Consider the following 18,766-nt stretch of genomic DNA (forward strand, 5'->3'; position numbering starts at 1 on the left):
GTGCCTATCATTACTACTTTGCAATGGATCGCATATCAATAGATTTGCTGAAGTTAGTTTTTAAAAACACCTTCAAGCTATTCTTATAGGACGAATAGTTTGAAGGTGTTTGTTTAATTATTTGATCAATTGTTTAAAGTTGTTCTAGCAATCGATGAATGAGTACAGCGGCTTCTGCTCGTGTAATCGCTCGAAGCGGCTTGAATGTGTGATCAGAGTAACCATGTAAAATATCTTGTTCTGCTAACGTTTGTATAGCGGGTAACGCCCAAGCTGAAATATCATCTACATCCGAGAATAGTATAGTAGAATCATTATCGGAAGTAAGTTGTAAAGCTCTAGCGATCATTATAGCTGCTTCTTGTCTTGTAATACTTTCTTCAGGAGCAAAGACATGTACTGATTTACCGTTTACTATATGAAGCTGGACGGCTATATCAATATATTGTTTTGCCCAATGCTGTTTAGCGACATCTTGGAATGATGTATCATCGGCCTTAGTTTGATCAAGTTGTAATGCTCTTATTAATAAAGCCGTCCATTCCGCACGTGTCATGGATTGATCTGGTTTAAAGGTGTTATCCTGATAGCCTTGTAACCATTTTTGGCTACTCAAAGCAGTTATTTCTTTCTGCGCCCAATGTAATATGGTGTCCGTAAATGGGCTCGTTTCTTCTACTATTTCTGTCTCGGAATCCTTATTAGGATCATCTGTTCCATCGCTATCTTGTTTGTTGTTCACTTTGATGGTAATTGTTTTTGATAGTTGTTGGAACGTAATTAGAATGTCTACTTCACCTGCGCTTACTGCTGTTATTTCTCCAGTAGCAGTAATAGAAGCTACAGAAGTGTCTGATGATTGATAGACTGCTGTCGCTGTCACATCCGTTTCTTTTCCATTGGTTAGCGTTGCTATTTGCAGTTGCTCCGTTTCTCCAACTATTAACGTTGCTGGTTCATGTTTGATGAGCAATTGTCCTACATCTGGTACATATGGAGGATATACTGGTTGTGGAGGCGGATCAGCAAGCACTTCTTCTATCGATACATTGTCGATAAACGCTTTTAATAGTGGACCGGTATCTTGCCAAAAATACATCGTAAAGCCGCTATTATTTTCACCTGTAGTAAACTCGATTGTTACTTTTTCATAGGATGTTGAGGTAACAGGTACTTGCGTTGAAGTAGTAGGAGTAGCCTCGAATCCTTTCACACCAAAGTATACTTGTTGTGCCGAATCGCTTATTTTCGTATAAGCACTTAGTCGATATGTTGTATTGGGAGCTGCTGCTATGGTCTGCTCAATTGCTCCACCTGTACTTGCAGCCAAAACAACTCCTGCATAATCTCCTTCATAAGCTTCGTCCGTTTTTTCAATACGACCATTCCATTGCGTTACCCATGGCTTAGCATTGGCGTGCAATGTAGTATTTTCAAAATCACCATTTATCACTTTTGCTTTTAATTTTGGTATTTCTGGTTCAAATGGAGTGACAGGAGTGTATTGCTTATCAGCAAACTCGTGTACACCGATATCTGGCATCCCATTATAAATAGGAAGGTTAAAGAAGTCACGAACTCCAGGATGATGGGTTATTCCAATGAATCGCCCTTTATTGATCAGTGGTGAATTAGCGCTAAGTTTGTACCCATCCAGCTCACTCCAATCGACTTGTTCGGGAATAATTCGGTCCATTGTGCTTAATATTGGTTGCGCCAAGCCAGGTGCTATTAATTTTGGGTCGCCTGTAATCATAAATGGATCGGGAAAAGTATCCACATTAGGGACGTTATTGCCATAGAATGCATTATTATGATACTTCCACGTTGGTTTAACCGTATAACCACCAGTACCATGGTTAATAAAGACATTGTTGTAGAGTGCTACGTCAATTCCAGCACCTTGCCCTACTAGCATGTTGGTGTTCATATTTTCTTTGACATAAAAGACATTGTTGTAGATGTGAATATTACTAATGTTTGGTCCTTGGCAGATAGTGAATATTTGGTATTTATCATTTTGACTAATGTTGTAGCGAAATATATTGTCTCGAACCCCGCCTCCGTTGCCATCAGCACATAAAAGAAGAGTACCACCATCATTATTGTACGTATAATTATATTGGTAAATAATCCCTTGTGTTCCATGATCAAAATCAAATGGTTGACCATCTCTCGTAGAGTATCCACCTGTTACTTCGTTGAATTGGTATAACGTATTATCTCCTGCCCATGTCCACATACCGACGTTATAACCTTTGGAAGTACGATTATAGCCATCCAGATAGTTGTATTCTACTAGTGCATGATCTGTCATATGAGGAACAATGCCATCCCCGCCAATGTTATAGAGCTTATTACCCCGAATGATGACATTAGTTAAAGGTGTCCAAGGAGTAAACTTACTATTTCCATAACCTATATCGTCACCTAGTAGCTCTCTGTTCATCCAATCATTCCAAGTCATAATACCGGAACGCGACACGTCTTTAATAATATTATTGGATATATTAACATCATCAAAAGTAGTTCGTTGGTGAATATTACTTGGATTTGGGACACCACTTGTATTTCGACCAGCGATCTTTACACTGACTTGAATTCCTGCACTACCATTGACATCTTTTTCATCTTGTCCATTAACGCTATGCACATAGAGATCATGAATATAAATACCACGGAGTGTTTTAATATTTGTAATATTGGTTGCACTACCTTTTTCGTAATCTTCCGCAGATACATGAACTCCTCTACGTGGCGAAGTGGCAGGAGCACTACCTAAGTTAGTTACTTCTAGATGACTGATTTCCCAGTATTGTTGGTTGTACAAATATACGGTGCTCTCTACGTTACCCTCTCCAGCTATGATTGGTTTATCTCCGGTTCCATACATGCCAATGGTAATAAACTTGTTTTCAGCACCTGAACCTTTCGGATAAAGTTGTCCGGACCAAGTTTCACCAGCTTTGAATAGTATTTGATCGCCTGGCAAGAAGGTAGTTGCATTTACTTTATCGAGTGTTTGCCAAGCATCGTCTTCTGTTGTACCGCTGTTACTATCCTCTCCATCTGTGTTATCAATATAATAGGTTGTACCAGTTGCATTCAAAGCGTCTATCGTTGGTAAATCAGTAGATGCTGCTATTGCCAAAGATGAGGGGAGCATAAGCAGTACAGCCAAAGAAATGAACAACCATTTCACATTTTTTTGTTTCACTGAAAAACCTCCACTTCGCTATAATAGTTTCTTGATAATAGTGTAAGCGTTTGTAAAAGTGAAGTGGAATGTATTATATTGACTAACAACTGAACGATATTGACTTTAGTTATAAAATAACAATCGCTATCCCTAATGATCTATTGATCGATTAGGAATAGCGTATGAAAAGGTAGTAAATGGTAAGATTGCTGTGATGGTGGGTTAAATTATTTTGCTGCTAAAGTTACTTTGTCAACTACAGCCCAGCTGCCAACAGGAGCGACTTCATAGCTCACACCGTCTACTAGTTTACCTTCTTGTTGTAGTTCAAATACCCCAGTCGCACCACTGCGAGTTTGTACTTTGTATTGAGCAGTAAGTGTAGTGCCATCAGAGCCTTTTAGCTGAATAGAACGGTAGGCAAATAGCTCGTCGCCCGGGTCAACACTTAATGTTACGTTAAGTGTAGTTTCATTTACTTTATCTACAGCGGCAATCGTTAATGGGGCAATAGTTTGTGCTGTAAATGTATTGTCTTCTAGGTCAAACCAATCAGCAGATACTGTATATTCGACACCAGCTTGTAATGTTGTACCAGCTGGAAGACGGAATTTCGGTTCTTGCTTACCGTCTGTAGATTGTGTATAGCCAACATAGTTAACGGTAATTGGATCGCCACCTGCTGGTGTAAGTGTTGCTTGTCTCGAAGCAAGAGAAGGGATTACTTGCATCTGCTTGCCATTCAGTTTGTTATTTTCATCCAATATCGCAGCATTAGCACCACGTCCACCAGAATAAGCGGAAATCATATAGCCATAATCAATCACGCCATCCGCACGGAAAGATTCTACTTCGAATGTGTCAGCTGTTACTTGACGAACATCGCTAAGTTGAAGTTTTTCATTACTCGCAACAACACTATGTTGTTGTTTTCCTTTGTAATTCGTCGTGTACGTTTTACCTGGTGTCATCGTTTGTACCGGTACGATATATGTTGCGATAGATCCTGTTTTTAGACGAGGTTGGTTTACCAACTTCAACTCATCGCTAAATGCAAAGTTTGCGTTTGCTGCATCTGTTGCTTCATCAGCAAGGGCTAGTGGTGCAGAGAACGTTACTTCTAGAGATACTTTATTAATCGATCTAATCGAGACGATTTGCGCATCGGCAGAACGAACGGATTTCTCTGCAAGTACGAGTAACTGTGCTGCTTGTCCACGATTTAAAGTAGAACCATCGATGCCAAGACCATCCATCCAGTATAAGACTGATTTTACGTCACGTTGTAATGCTTTTGCTACAAGTTGTGCAGTAGCTGTTTTGTCTGCCAATTCATTAGGCACAATATCATCTGCTTTTTCGATTAAACTAGCATTTACAGCTGTTTCAATGAATGGTGTGTACCATTTTGCTGGTTGTGTACTTGCGTTATTCGCTTGCTCTACATGTAATGTTAAAATAGCCATTTTTAAAAATTCAGCATTCGTAATATTTTGTTCCGCACGGATTGAACCATCTTGGTAACCGACAAGTACTTTTTTGTCGACCAATTGTTGAATCGCTTTATCTACTTGTTGGTTAAAATAAGCACTTGCTGCTTGGGATACCGTTGCGTATGGTACAGCTGTTGCTGCGTTTGCTGGTTGGATTGGCAATAATGTGCCTCCTCCAATCATAGCGGTTAATGCTACAACTGCTATTGTTTGTTTTACTTTTCTCATTATTCATCTTCCTTTTCTATTTAGATTGTTGTCTGCTTGATAAATCTAGTGTAATCTCTCGCTCTAAACGGGCTGAAAAGAAAGTATAAACAAACTATAAAGAGATAGATAACTTTTTGCAAAGTAGTTAAATCGTAAAGCGATATCCGGCTCCCCAAACCGTCTCAATAAACTGTGGGTTAGCTGGATCGGCTTCTATTTTTTCGCGAATTCGTGAAATGTGAACAGTTACGGTAGCAATATCGCCATTTGAATCAAAGCCCCAAATTTTTTCAAACAGCTGATCTTTACTAAATACGCGATTAGGATGTTTTGCCATAAATACAAGTACTTCAAACTCTTTTGCTGTAAGAAAAACTTCTTTGTCATGGACATATACGCGATGAGACGACTGGTTAATCGACAATTCACGAATGTGGAGTGTATCGGATGGAATACTTTTGGTCCCTAACTTAAACCGATCATATCTTGCCATATGTGCTTTTGCTCTTGCTACTAATTCATTAGGGCTAAATGGTTTTGTAACAAAGTCATCAGCTCCTAGCCCAAATCCACGAATTTTGTCCAATTCTTCTTTTTTTGCGGAAACAATCAAAATCGGTACTTCTAGTTCATCGCGAATCCTTCTACATATTTCAAAACCATCGACGTTTGGCAACTGCAAGTCTACGATAACTAAATCGTATTGCTCATGTAATGCTCGTTGTAATCCATCTTTCCCGTCAAAACTTAACGTAACATCAAATTCGTGCAAAGCAAAATAATCTTTTTGTAGTTCTGCAATGTAAGGATCATCTTCAATTATTAAAATTCGTTTCACAGCTATCACCGACGATCTTCAAATTTTTTAAGTGTAAATGAAATATTAGTTCCTTTGCCAAGCTCACTTGTGGCGAATATTTCGCCCCCATGTCCTTCTATAATTTGTTTCGCAATAGCAAGTCCGAGACCGCTACCGCTGGCGACCATCTGATTGCGCGAAGGCTCGACTCGATAAAACCGTTCAAATATATGGGGGAGCGCATGCTGTGGAATACCTGGCCCACTATCTTGCATATGCACTGTAGCTTGGTGTTCGGATTGTTCGATAGAAATCGTTACTTGCCGAGTTTCGCTCGTCATATATTTCAGACTATTGTCTAACAAATTAATAATGACCCGTTTTAATTTCTCTTGGTCAGCTAGTACATAAATAGGCGATATAGAGGTGTTACTCCATAAGAGCTGTACTTGTTTATTTTCAAACTCAATCGCTAGTTCATCTGCTACTCTTTGCAAAAATTGCAACAGGTCTGTTTGTTGAAAAGAATAAGGCTCTTTCTTCAAATCAAGTTTTGAAAAATAAAGCAGTTCATCTACTAGTCGTTCCATATCGGTTGCCCTAGTATGAATAGCATGAACGTATCTGTTTAACTTTTCTTCCGTATTGGTCACTCCATCGCGAATACCTTCTGCGTAACCTTTGATCGTTGTAATTGGTGTACGCAAATCATGAGAAATATTTGACAACAATTGTTTGCGATTTTCTTCATAATGCAATTGCATTTGAATTGAATCATATAGCTTTTGTCTCATTTGATCGAACGTCTCCACTAATTGCCCAACTTCATCATTAGAACTAGCTTGTAATTGAAACGATAAATTACCATCTTTAATCTGTTGTGCAGACTGTCGTAGTTGATCCAAAGGTTGGACAATTTTACGTGTAAAATAACGGTATAACAAAACGCCAGTCAAGAGCAAAATAATGACGAAAACAAAAATGAGAATAGGTAATAAAGTCCGGACAACTTCAGCAAAAGGGCTTCGCTCCCGAATAACAAAAATACTGCCACGATCACCAGTATCGGATGAGAAATGGAAATCAAATTTGGAATAAGAAAAAAAACGGCTACCAGCGTTCATCGTATTACGAATCGCATTGTTACCCATATCGTAAGGAGGAAGTAGAGCAGCAAAATCAATATTTTCAAGTGAAGGTGCTGTATACACAATGGAATCATTTTCACGAATGACTAAAGCTGCCTGTACCATTTTTAGTTGCGTATTATAATCTTCTAACAGCAATTGATTTTTCAACTGTTCCGGATCATGTTTCGCTAAATATTTGAGATCGAGAAATAAACTTTCTTCTTCCTCAGAAAGAGGATGCAACGAGTAATGTATCGTATAAAAATTAGTAATACTGCGTGCATCCCCGGTTACAGCGACAGAAAGTAAATAGGCTGCTGTTACAAACAATATAACGGATACAATGACAACCGATGTGAAGGAAAGTAGTAGCCTAAATCGAATAGACAACTGTTATCACCGCTTTTATATAAGTTTATATGATTCGTTACTATCGTTTTAGTGTGCACCAGCGTGTTCTAAAATATGAACGATCGCTCCATAATTGAGTCTTTTTGCATGTTGTAGTGGCGTGATACCTTCTCCATCAGCTAGATTAACATCTGCACCATAATCAACAAGTAATTGTATGATTTGTTGATGTCTTTCGCCGCCATCGCCTAGCAATACTGCTTCTAGCAAAGCGGTCCAACCTAAATTATTAATATGGTCGATATCCACATCAGACGTTTTTAAAAGTTCTTCCACAACTTCTACATGACCACGATCAGCGGCTGGAATAAGAGCAGTACCACCAAATCGATTCGTTATCGTTGTATCTGCACCAGCAGCGACTGCTACTTTGACAAAGTCAAGTAATCCTTCTGCTCCTGCATATAGGAGAGGATTATCTGAACGTTGATCACGAATATTAATATCGGCTCCTTTTTCAATTAGCAGCTCAAACAACTCCAATTGATTTGTATGAACAGCGATCATCGCTGCCGTACGTCCGCGTCCATCCACTGTATTAATATTAGCGCCATCTTCTAAAAGTTTCGTTATTTGTTCTACATTCCCTTGTTCTGCTGCTTGTAATAAAGTTGCATTTTTCATATCGTTACTTACCTCCTCGGATTGACAACCAGACATAATTAGTAGGCACAATGTCATTATAGTTGCTCGTATCAAAGCAAATCCATCCTTTCTATCGTTCATCTAATGTTGTATCGTTAAATCATATCAGAAAAGTATAAAAAGACCTCAAATATGTTATTAAATAAGTATAAACTATATGAAAATGTAGAATAGCAATTTTCACGCTGAGAAAGGTAGGAAAACAATGTTATACGACCCAACTATATTTGAAAATTTGAAAGTAGCCATTGAAAATCAACTATACGATCGGGATAATATCGATCAAACAATATATATTGCTGGACGCAAAGATATATTGGATATGGCGGTGATGGAGCGGGAGTTTCGTTTGAAGTTTCATCTGGTGGGTACACCAAACGTTAGTGCAGAGATTGTATTACATGCTTCGCTTACCGATTTGGCGGCAGAAATATTACAACAGACAGAAACTGTGCCAGGTTGCCAATTGTTCATACAGTACGATATGGAGATCAACGATGAGCAGCGGCAATGTCTGGCGATTGAACAAGCTTTGCAAGCAATATGGGGACAACAAGTATCAATTACGCAGAACATTTCGCATATATATGGTGAACGTAACTCTACTTATCGTAATAACATTCATGTTGCCTTTCAACGAAAAATTAGTGAGGAGCAGATGAATGATATTGGTAGCTTAGCAGATCACATGGTGGAGTCATTATTTATATTGCATAAGTGCTAAAATTTGTACAAGGAGGTAGAGGTGATTTGAGCTGGAAAGTGGCTTAACCCTATTTGAAGCCAAATTGCCCTATAGATAATGAGGTTGAAAAGTTTTACAGTGACATTGTATTATGATTGATTAGCTTTACATTATCGATTGCACTCGATTCGAGGAAAAGATATGAAAAACATATACAAGTCACTTCAAAATAAATATATTACCAATACGATAAAGCAAATAAAGCATGTGTATGTTGTATGGAAATGGGCAAATTCATTTTTACTCGGCAAATACCCATATCATACGCTTGTGATCGTCTTAATTTATATTATTCAAGGACTTTTGCCAACAGCAACTATTATCGTTCTTAACAAATTGATTGATAGTGTGTTGTTAACGAAAAGCTTTCAAGCGGCAGTTCCTTGGCTCGTAGTGTTGTTATTGTTGCATCTATGTTCCGATACTGTACTTAGCAAACTAGTGTCTCCACTCAATAATAGGTTACAGCAAAAATTGGAGTTTACGTTATCTATACTCAGGCATGAGAAATTAGAAAAACTCCCTTTTTCCTATTTTGAAAATAGTAAACTGTATGATGCTATCCATCGTTCAAGCTCACCGGGTAAGAAACTTCATTTGTTTTTTCACGATGCTCTAGCTCTTATACAAAGCTTGACGACTGTTTTTTCGATATCTCTCCTGTTTGCTCAAGTGTCGCCGTGGGTAACGATTTTATTGATTGCTGTTACTATTCCTTATTCCATCCAATCTTTAAAAGCTAACGATATTTGGGCGGAGTTATTGTTTGGTCAAACAGAGGAACAGAGGCGTGCCGCTTATTACGAATCACTATTAATGGGTAGAGCGGAACAAAAAGAGCTGCGGATTTATCAGCTACATGCACCATTAACAGCGACTTGGAGAAAGTGGTTGGATAAACTACGAAGTGAATCGTTACGTCAACAACTGTTGCTAGAACGCTCTTTTCTGCCACTCCAAGGGATAGATTTTTGCATACACATCGGGATAGCTATCTATTTGATCATAGCACTAACGAAACAGCAAATAACAATTGGGCTATTTGTTGCTCTCTTTCAAGGGGTGAGAAATTGGAACGATGCTTTGGCAATTATAAGTTCAGGTTTTAGACAAACGTTGGAAGCTTTAGTTCATGTACAATATGTGCAGCAATTTCTATCTATAGAAGTGGAGCAACAAAAAAATGGTAGCCTACCATTCCCAGAAAAGTTACAGCAGGTAGAGCTATCGAACGTTTCCTATCGTTATCCTAATAGTGAAACAGATACATTGCACAACATTTCGTTTACATGGCGACAAGGAGAATCGATAGCTATTGTTGGCGAAAATGGTGCAGGAAAAAGTACGTTAATGAAACTATTGTTACGATTGTATACGCCTACTTCCGGTCATATAACAGTCGATGGCATCGAATATCATTCGATTGCAGAAGCTAGTTTACGAAAAAATGTGTCTGCTGTGTTTCAAAATTATTATGCTTTTGAATTCACATTAGCGCAAAGTATTGGGCTTGGTGATGTTCATTCGTTAGCAGATGATAACTATTTGCATCCTGATCAAGAAAGGGTAGTACAAATTGCAAAACGGACAGGTGCTTATCCTATCATTACTTCTTTGCCCGATGGTGCCCAAACTCCGATTGGTCATGTGATAGACGGGGCGATTGGATTATCTGGTGGACAGTGGCAACGCATTGCACTTAGCAGAGCATTATATGGCGATCCCCAACTATTGTTATTAGATGAACCTACGTCTGCGCTAGATCCGAGAGCAGAAGCGCAGCTATACGATGATTTTGAACAGTTGATGACGGATAAGACCGTATTGTTTATTAGTCATCGCTTAGGTTCCGCTCGTTTGGCTGATCGGATTATTGTACTAAAAGATGGTCGAATCGTGGAAGAAGGACAACACCAAACGTTACTTATGGCTAATGGGGAATATGCTCGAATGTGGAAGGAGCAAGCGCAATGGTATCGATAGATCGCTCCTTTATCACTATATTTATTCGTTTTATTGTCGTTATATTTCAAGCTGATCCACGGCGCATGTTGTTATCGCTTGTTGTGAAGATGACGGATGCTATAATCGTTGCATTGCAAGTGCTTATTTTTACACAGATCGTCAATCAGGCTACAGCATTATATAGAGGTGACATAGAAGCAGGAGCGATTTGGTGGTGGCTGGCAGTATGGGCGCTCTTACATATCATAAGTATTTTGTTACGACCGATTTTTACAGTAATAGAAGAAAAGTTGCGTCAAAAAACACAGGAAATGATGGTAAGTCGCCTGCATCATAAAGCTCAGCAGTTACCATTGGAAATTTTTGAACGAGCCGAAATATACGACAAACTTAGTCGAGCACGAACCATCTCTGATCCCGGATTTTTGCTATTTCTTGATTTGTACGCTATCATTAGCGCAGCTATTACACTTATATCTTTTGCGATTATCATTGCAGGCTGGAATGTGTGGCTTACATTTACTATTATTATTGTGGCAATCCCAACACTTATAGTGCAACTGCTAAAAACGAAGCGATTATATACGGTAGAAATAGCTGCTTTGCCTGAAAAAAGACTTCTGCAATATATTGAAAAGATAATGAGTTCACGTGATAGTGCTCAGGAAGTACGTACTTTTCAATTATCCCATTGGTTATCGCTTTATTGGCGTAGTTTGTATTGGAAAATGGCAAATCATCGTTATAAACAGGAGAAGAAGTTAACACTTATCGAAGTATTGTTTACCCAGCTAGCATTAACCGGCTTAGTTTTTAGTATAGGCTGGGCGACTTATGCAGTCGCTAACGGTAGTTTATCTACAGGAGCTTATGCGGGTATGTTGGTTGCTTTGCAAGCCGTTTATACGAATATATCTACGATATTCGATAACACGAACCGACTATCACAAGCTTTTCTGCGTATTAATGACTATTTCGCCTATATGGATCTTCCGCAAGGAGATGAGCAAAAATATTTGGTAAGCAACCATGCAGCTAGCAGTAATAATGAGCGCAATGAAATAGTAGCAGAACAAGTATCTTTTCAATATCCATTTACCAATCGTTTTATTATTAATCAACTATCATTGACGATTCGTCCAGGTGAGAGAATAGCGATAGTCGGTGAAAATGGTTCGGGGAAAACGACATTAGCAAAATTACTAACGGGATTGTATCGTGCCACCTCTGGTACGATTATGTTTAACAAAATTGCTGTTGAACAATTAGAAAAGGATGTATGGCGAAAAAATATGTCCGCTGTATTTCAAGATTTCACGAAATATGCTGTGTCTCTCCAATACAATATTGGCTTCGGCAATGATGTTCAGAAAGATAATATGGAAAAAATCGCACAAGCTGCCAAATTAGGTGGAGCAGCATCTATAGCGAAGCAGCTTCCTGACGGGTTTGAAACAGAGCTGACAAAACAGTTCACAGGCGGAGTAGATTTGTCGGGTGGACAGTGGCAGAAGGTTGCTATTTCTCGATCATTTATGCGGGAAGCTTCTATTATATTGTTGGATGAACCAACGGCAGCGCTAGATCCTGTAGCAGAAGCAGATGCTTTTCAACGGTTTCTTACTATGATTGAAAAGACGACTGCTATACTAATTTCTCATCGGCTTGGCTTAGCACGTCATTGTGACCGAATTATTGTATTGCACAATGGCGAAATAATCGAACAAGGCACACATGATGAATTGCAGGGACAGCAAGGGGAATACGCTCGCTTATGGCAGTTGCAATCACAATGGTATATGGATGAGTAGTATATAAATCTAATTCCCACGAACAGTAGGATAAGTTTCAACCTAACATGGCTTAAGTTATATAACATTTGAACTTATCAAATATTAAAATTAATGGAAAAACAGTTGATTATCTTACAAAATAATCAACTTTTTTTTATTTTAGTATGACTTTAATACTATTTTTCTAACAAAATTACCATAATTAAAAACGTTTACATGAAATAATAAAAATATAGTTTTCGAAGGGGGTTATTTGTAGTCGCATGGAAAAGCTAAACAATTTTTAATATAGATAGGAGAAAACATCATGCATAGTCAAAAGATCAAATTTTCAGAAAGATTGGGCTATGGTTTTGGAGATTTGGCAAGTAATTTAATATGGACCGCAACGGGAATGTTTTTAACTTTCTTTTATACAGACATTGTCGGCATTTCTGCCGCAGCAGTCGGTACGTTATTGTTAATCGCTCGCGTTTTCGATGCTTTTGTCGATCTTGGTATCGGTGGATTGGTAGATAAAACAAAAAGTAAATATGGTAAAGCTCGTCCTTGGCTAAAATGGTTTGCTATTCCTTACGGAATAGCTGGCATACTGTTATTTACAGCTCCTAATTTTGGACCGACAGGTGCTCTAATTTATGCTTATATTACGTATTTATTGGTTAATGTTATATATTCTGCCATTAACGTTCCTTATAGCGCGTTGAATTCGTTAATAACGCAAGACCAATATCAGCGCTCCGTATTAAACATATTTCGGATGTTTTGTGCTTTAGTAGGAATGTTAGTTATTACAACGATGACGCTTCCGATTGTAGATGCTTTTGGTGGGGGAAAAGCTGGGTGGAGTTCTACATTTATTATGTTCGGTGTAGTATCGAGTGTTTTATTTCTAATTACATTTCGAACAACAAAAGAACGGGTTACTCCGTCAGTTGTTCAAAAAGATATTCCAATTAAACGCGGTTTTAAAGCATTGTTTCGTAACAAATATTGGATAATTGTTGTTGTGTTAATGTTAATTGGTGGTATTTCTGGAGCAATTAGTAATGCAGTCGGTATATATTATTATCAATATATAATGAATGACAGAAATTTAGTAGGTTTGCTTGGTCTTATTGGATTAGTTCCTATTATTATTGGTTTATTGTTTGTAGCGCCAATCATTAAAAAATATGGTAAACGCAATTCAATGCTTGTAGGATTGGTAATTATACTTATTGGTTGTTTCATCTTGTTAATAAATCCAACGAGTTTGTCAGTTATTATTACTTCTATATTAATAAAGTCAATCGGAAGTGTGCCAATCGCAGCAGCTGGTTTTGCTTTATTAGCAGATACGATCGAATATGGAGAATGGAAAACGGGTATTCGTACAGAAGGATTAGTATACAGTGCCGGCAGTTTCGGTACTAAAGCTGGTAATGGAATTGGTGCAGCTACCGTAGGTTGGTTATTAGCAATGGGTGGTTATGTTGGTGGTCAAGAAGTGATTAGTGCTACAGCTAGCAACACCATTGAGTTTATGTATATTTATATACCGATTATATTTACGGTAATTCAATTGTTAATATTAATTCCTTATAAACTGGACAAAGAATATCCAGAAGTTATAGCGGATTTGACAAAAGCAAAGGAAAGCATATCATAAAGGGGGAAATAACTTATGGAAGCTATCAAAGTCATTATGCCAACGAATGGTTTTCATGTTTTATTAGCAAAACAAATTAGTAAAAAAGGTACGGTGTTAACCATTACTTTTGATGGAGCAGATGAAGTAGAAGCAGCTATGCAATTACAGGCAGTCTTTTTAGAAAGTAGCGAGTAATCGGTTGTTAATTAGTGGAATAAATGAAAATAAAGTCTATGGTGTGCTTTATCGTACAGAGCCATAGGCTTTTTTTTTATTGTGCCATATATGGCATATAGGTAGTCTATCAGAGTTCGCTATGGGACGAATATTAAGTTAATCAGTAAAAATCGGATGTAATCGCAATTTTGTTGGATATTATCTTTCGGTAAGTACCTATATAATGGCGGTATCGGCCGATATAATAGCGATTACATGATATGAGGGAGGGCAATTCGATGCAAATTTCTAGGCATCCCCAGAATCCAATTGTTGTCCCAGGATTGTTCGAGTGGCGCAAAGCTACCGTATTTAATCCTGCTGTCATTATTCACGATGACAAATTTTATATGATTGAGCGTACCGCTGGTTCACTAACACCTTGTAAAAACTATCTTGGTCTACTCATCAGTGATGATGGTGTGAACTTTACACATGTGAAAGATGAACCGATTGTAACGCCAGACCAATTAGGTTTTCCATATGGAAGTATTCAAGATCCACGTGTTGTGAAAATTGATGATACGTTCTATATGAATTATGCTCTACGTCCTTGTGCGATGAATTATTATCCGACAGGAACGGGATTACCAGAACGTTCGATTCCTACTTATCCAGATGGTTGGGGAGATGATCCGGTACATTGGCTTACTCGTTCCGGTATTTTAACTTCAAAGGATTTAATCAATTGGGAATACTTATCTGATACGACACCATTAGAAATAAATGATCGTGATAACATATTGTTTCCTGAAAAAATAAATGGTCGTTATGTATTACTACGTCGTCCAGAAGAGTATGTTGGTGCGGAGTATGGAACAGAAAAGGCAGCTATGTGGATTACTTATTCGGATGATTTAATTCATTGGGATGAGCCTAAATTGCTGGCAACAGCTGGTCCATTAGCTTGGGAACAGAAAAAAATTGGTGGTTCTACACCTCCGGTTAAAACAGATAAAGGTTGGCTAGTCCTTTACCACGGTGTGGATGACGATAGTATCTATCGGGTCGGCGCTCTTTTGCTTGATTTGGACAATCCTGAAAAAATTATTGCTAGAACGAATAATTTTATTATGGAGCCGGAGCCGTACTATGAAAAATTCGGTTATCAAGTACCGAACGTTATTTTTCCGACAGGTAACGTAGTGAAAGACGGCATACTTTACATCTATTATGGTGTAACAGATACGGCGATTGCACTTGCAACCGTACCTTTAGATGATTTGGTCTCTTATATACTTGCTGGTAATTAAACCAGTAAGTATATAAGAGACGGATGTAAGCGTTGTAAAATATGGAATTGGAGGCTAGACATCGTGAAGACTAAAAAATGGTTGAAAATGAGTACTGCATTAACATTAGCAGCAATTATGCTTGTAGTTACAGCTTGTGGTGGCGGAAGTAAAGGTAATACTAATGAACAAACTGGTGGTACAGAAGGTAACAATAATGAAACAGTGACCTTATCGATGATGCATCCTTGGACATCACCGAACGTGGATAATGATGTATATAAAGCTCGTATTGCAGCTTTTGAAGAGAAATTTCCAAACATAAAAATTAAACAAGATGGTGTAGCAGCTGCACAGTATAAAACAAAGTTGTTTACATTAGCTACAGCTAATAACTTATCAGACGTTAACGTAGTATGGCCAGGAGCTGACTTAGAGCCATTAGTTAAAGGTAATCTGTTAATGCCGCTTAATGACGTTATGTCTACTTGGGAAGGGCTAGTACGTGAAGATGCTTTAGTGGGATTTGCTGCTAATGGTAATCAATATGCGATTCCTTCCAAACGTAACTTTGTAGATATTGTTTATTATAACAAAGAGCATTTAGCAACGGCAGGATATGAGAAATTTCCAGAAACGTATGAAGAGTTTATTGACCTTGTTAAAAAGCTAAAAGAAAAAGATATTACTCCAATAGCGTTAGGTAATAAAGAGAAATGGCCATTGCAGTCGTCATATATGTCGACTATTACGCAACGATTTGCAGGAACGGATTTCTTGGAGCGTGTAGTAGCTGGTGAAGCTAAATTTACAGATCCTGAGTTCGTACAAGCTATTTCGGTTATTGATGAATTAACGAAGTTAGAAGCATTTAATGTGGATGCTAATAATATGGATTCTGTACAAGCACAGGATTATTTAATTCAAGGAAAAGCAGCGATTCATATTTCATCTGCTACGGTTGATGGTCGTATTCGAATGAGTAATGAAGCAGGAGACAAGTTCGGTATCGCATTATTCCCAAGTGTGCCTAATGGTAAAGGGGAAGCTAATGTTAGTGCAGGTGTAGCGCAATATGGTATCGGTATTAAAGCTGATTTAGATGAAAAGAAAAAAGCAGCAGCACTAGAATTCATTAAGTTTTTTGCTCATGAAGATATGTATATGGAGCTAGCTAAAGCGGGAATTCTTGTTCCAGTTAATATCGAGCTAGGCGACGATGTTAATCCATATTTGAAAGAAATGTATGAACTAACAAATCAAGCATCTGCACCAGTTTTTGATGCGATTATTCCAACGAATGTAGCCAAAGAATTCGAAAATGGCTTGCAGGCTCTTACCGTTGGTAGAGGAACACCAGAGCAAGTGGCTGCTGATATTCAAGCATTACTTGACAAGAAATAATAAAAAGTTAAACAAAGTTTAAAAAGCTTCATTAAAAAAAGCCAGTATACAAGGGAACTATTTTCAATAGTTATACTGGCTTATGTACCATTTGAAATTAGAATTTTATTTATAATCAGGCGTTAGTGCTTGGAAAGAAGGTGCCTAATGCATACGTTGAAAAGAACAAAATTAGCTATCCTTTTAGGATTATTGCCGTCACTAATTATTTACATCGGTATAGCTCTCGTACCCATCGGATTATCTTTGTACTATTCAGTACTGGATTGGGATGGGATTACAGATCAAACGTTTATCGGATTAGCTAATTTTAAAGAAATTTTTCAAGACGATATATTTTGGTTATCGCTTAAAAATAACATCATTATTATGCTGACAGGGTTATTAGGTCAACTACCGTTAGGATTACTATTGGCGTTATTACTAAATCGTGGTTTAAAAGGAAGCGGCTTTTTTAGAACAGTTGGATTTTTGCCGGTTGTTGTTTCGTCGGTTATGGTCTCCTTAATTTGGGGCATGATTTATAATACGGAGCATGGCTTTCTTAATAGTTTTTTAGGACTAGTTGGTTTGGAAAGTATGCAACAAAATTGGCTTGGTAATCCTAATTTATCGATGTTTTCGATTAGTGTTGCTTATATTTGGCAAAATTTTGGCTTATATATGATTATCTTTTTAGCTGCATTGCAAAATGTTTCGTCTGAAGTGAATGAAGCTGCTGAGTTAGATGGGGCAACAGGGCTTAAAAAAGTGTGGCTCATAACGATTCCGATTATTAGGCCGACGATATTTGTTACTATTATTTATAGTATTAGTAACTCTTTCCGTGTATTTGACCTTATTCAAATATTAACTGGCGGTGGTCCAGCACATCAAACGGAAGTTATGACCATTTATATGTACAACAGTGCTTTCGTTAATCGTGAATTTGGATATGGTAGTGCAGTTTCTATTTTAATTCTGCTCTTTAGTTTAATTGTCGTCATGATTACGAACGTCGTCGGCAGAGAAAAGAAATAGGAAGGAGTGAATATCGTGCGTAAAAAATCACCAATCTATTATGTGGTGGCCTATACTTTTTTAGGTTTATTAACTGTATTTAATATTGTACCAATTTTTTATATGATTGTTGGATCATTTAAAACGGAAAGTGAATATGCGCTTAGTCCTTTTGCTATGCCAGAGAAATTTCAATTCTCTAACTATACAAAAGCTTGGGAAGTAGCTAATATGGATGTCTACTTTCTCAATAGTATTTTGATCACTATTATTTCGTTAATTGTAACGGTGTTGTTAGGAGCGCTTGCTGCTTTTTTCTTGGCTCGCTTTGAATTTAAGCTGCGTGGACCTATCTATGCATTGTTTTTATTAGGAATGTTAGTACCTATTCATGCGACGTTAATTCCTATATTTATGATCATGAAAAGCTTGAATTTTTTGGATACGTACATGTCACTTATTTTACCTTACACCGCCTTCCATTTGTCGCTCACTGTTTTTATTTTGGAAGGATTTATGCGTGGATTCCCTCGGGATTTGGAAGAATCAGCAGTTGTTGATGGTGCAGGAATTTATCGGATTTTTTGGTCGATTATATTACCGATTACTAAACCAGCGCTTGCGACTGTTATTATCTTGAATTTTATTTATAATTGGAATGAGTACTTGTTTGCGTTAGTATTAATTAGTTCGGAATCTATTAAAACATTACCGCTTGGTATTGCCAACTTTGTTGGAATAGAAACAGCTAGTTTAACGTTGCAAATGGCAGCCTTAACGATTGCTTTAGTACCAATTATTATTTTCTACTTGATATTACAGAAACAATTGGTGAATGGGATGGTTGCTGGTGCTGTAAAAGGTTAACGATACGAAGCGTAGCGTAGAAAGG

14 protein-coding genes are annotated in these 18,766 nt (G+C 37.7%); 9 read left to right on the forward strand and 5 right to left on the reverse strand.

All coding sequences use genetic code 11. From position 1 onward, the window contains the following. Positions 1–133: 133 nt before the first annotated feature. From ACFSTH_RS05995 to ACFSTH_RS06015, 5 genes are all read right to left on the reverse strand, one after another. Positions 134–3,217 (reverse strand): S-layer homology domain-containing protein, encoded by a 3,084-nt coding sequence (locus ACFSTH_RS05995; protein WP_377770136.1) that lies wholly within the window; start codon positions 3,215–3,217, stop codon positions 134–136. Between the two features lie 209 nt (positions 3,218–3,426). Continuing rightward, positions 3,427–4,920, reverse strand: a complete 1,494-nt coding sequence (locus ACFSTH_RS06000) for an S-layer homology domain-containing protein (protein WP_377770135.1) — start codon at positions 4,918–4,920, stop codon at positions 3,427–3,429. Positions 4,921–5,047: 127 nt separating this feature from the next. Next, positions 5,048–5,740, reverse strand: a complete 693-nt coding sequence (locus tag ACFSTH_RS06005) for a response regulator transcription factor (RefSeq protein WP_377770265.1) — start codon at positions 5,738–5,740, stop codon at positions 5,048–5,050. Positions 5,741–5,745: 5 nt separating this feature from the next. Continuing rightward, entirely contained in the window at positions 5,746–7,221 is a 1,476-nt protein-coding gene (locus ACFSTH_RS06010) for a sensor histidine kinase (protein WP_377770134.1), read from the reverse strand. A gap of 48 nt (positions 7,222–7,269) precedes the next feature. Further along, positions 7,270–7,923 (reverse strand): ankyrin repeat domain-containing protein, encoded by a 654-nt coding sequence (locus tag ACFSTH_RS06015; protein ID WP_377770133.1) that lies wholly within the window; start codon positions 7,921–7,923, stop codon positions 7,270–7,272. A 169-nt stretch (positions 7,924–8,092) separates the two neighbouring features. Between ACFSTH_RS06015 and ACFSTH_RS06020 the strand changes: the two genes are divergently transcribed. The 9 genes from ACFSTH_RS06020 (at position 8,093) to ACFSTH_RS06060 (ending at position 18,741) form a co-directional block, all read left to right on the forward strand. Further along, positions 8,093–8,611: a hypothetical protein gene (locus ACFSTH_RS06020; protein WP_377770132.1), complete on the forward strand. Its 519-nt coding sequence runs from the start codon at positions 8,093–8,095 to the stop codon at positions 8,609–8,611. A 162-nt stretch (positions 8,612–8,773) separates the two neighbouring features. Beyond that, the gene (locus tag ACFSTH_RS06025; protein ID WP_377770131.1) at positions 8,774–10,615 is read left to right on the forward strand and encodes an ABC transporter ATP-binding protein; all 1,842 of its coding nucleotides are present in this window, start codon (positions 8,774–8,776) and stop codon (positions 10,613–10,615) included. Then, complete coding sequence (locus ACFSTH_RS06030; RefSeq protein ID WP_377770130.1) at positions 10,603–12,408, forward strand: ABC transporter ATP-binding protein; 1,806 nt, start codon at positions 10,603–10,605, stop codon at positions 12,406–12,408. The genes ACFSTH_RS06025 and ACFSTH_RS06030 overlap by 13 nt, the downstream gene beginning before the upstream one ends. A gap of 289 nt (positions 12,409–12,697) precedes the next feature. After that, positions 12,698–14,041 (forward strand): MFS transporter, encoded by a 1,344-nt coding sequence (locus ACFSTH_RS06035; RefSeq protein WP_377770129.1) that lies wholly within the window; start codon positions 12,698–12,700, stop codon positions 14,039–14,041. 15 nt (positions 14,042–14,056) lie between these two features. Beyond that, complete coding sequence (locus ACFSTH_RS06040) at positions 14,057–14,218, forward strand: hypothetical protein (RefSeq protein ID WP_377770128.1); 162 nt, start codon at positions 14,057–14,059, stop codon at positions 14,216–14,218. 260 nt (positions 14,219–14,478) lie between these two features. Further along, positions 14,479–15,492, forward strand: a complete 1,014-nt coding sequence (locus ACFSTH_RS06045; RefSeq protein ID WP_377770127.1) for a glycoside hydrolase family 130 protein — start codon at positions 14,479–14,481, stop codon at positions 15,490–15,492. Between the two features lie 63 nt (positions 15,493–15,555). Continuing rightward, the gene (locus tag ACFSTH_RS06050; protein ID WP_377770126.1) at positions 15,556–16,875 is read left to right on the forward strand and encodes an extracellular solute-binding protein; all 1,320 of its coding nucleotides are present in this window, start codon (positions 15,556–15,558) and stop codon (positions 16,873–16,875) included. Between the two features lie 147 nt (positions 16,876–17,022). Then, entirely contained in the window at positions 17,023–17,895 is an 873-nt protein-coding gene (locus ACFSTH_RS06055; RefSeq protein WP_377770125.1) for a carbohydrate ABC transporter permease, read from the forward strand. Positions 17,896–17,907: 12 nt separating this feature from the next. Then, positions 17,908–18,741 carry a carbohydrate ABC transporter permease gene (locus ACFSTH_RS06060; RefSeq protein WP_377770264.1) on the forward strand — a complete coding sequence of 278 codons (834 nt, stop codon included), beginning with the start codon at positions 17,908–17,910 and terminating at the stop codon, positions 18,739–18,741. Positions 18,742–18,766: the final 25 nt, after the last annotated feature.

Source organism: Paenibacillus yanchengensis (assembly GCF_042684845.1).
Classification (GTDB): Bacteria; Bacillota; Bacilli; order Paenibacillales; family Paenibacillaceae; genus Pristimantibacillus; species Pristimantibacillus yanchengensis.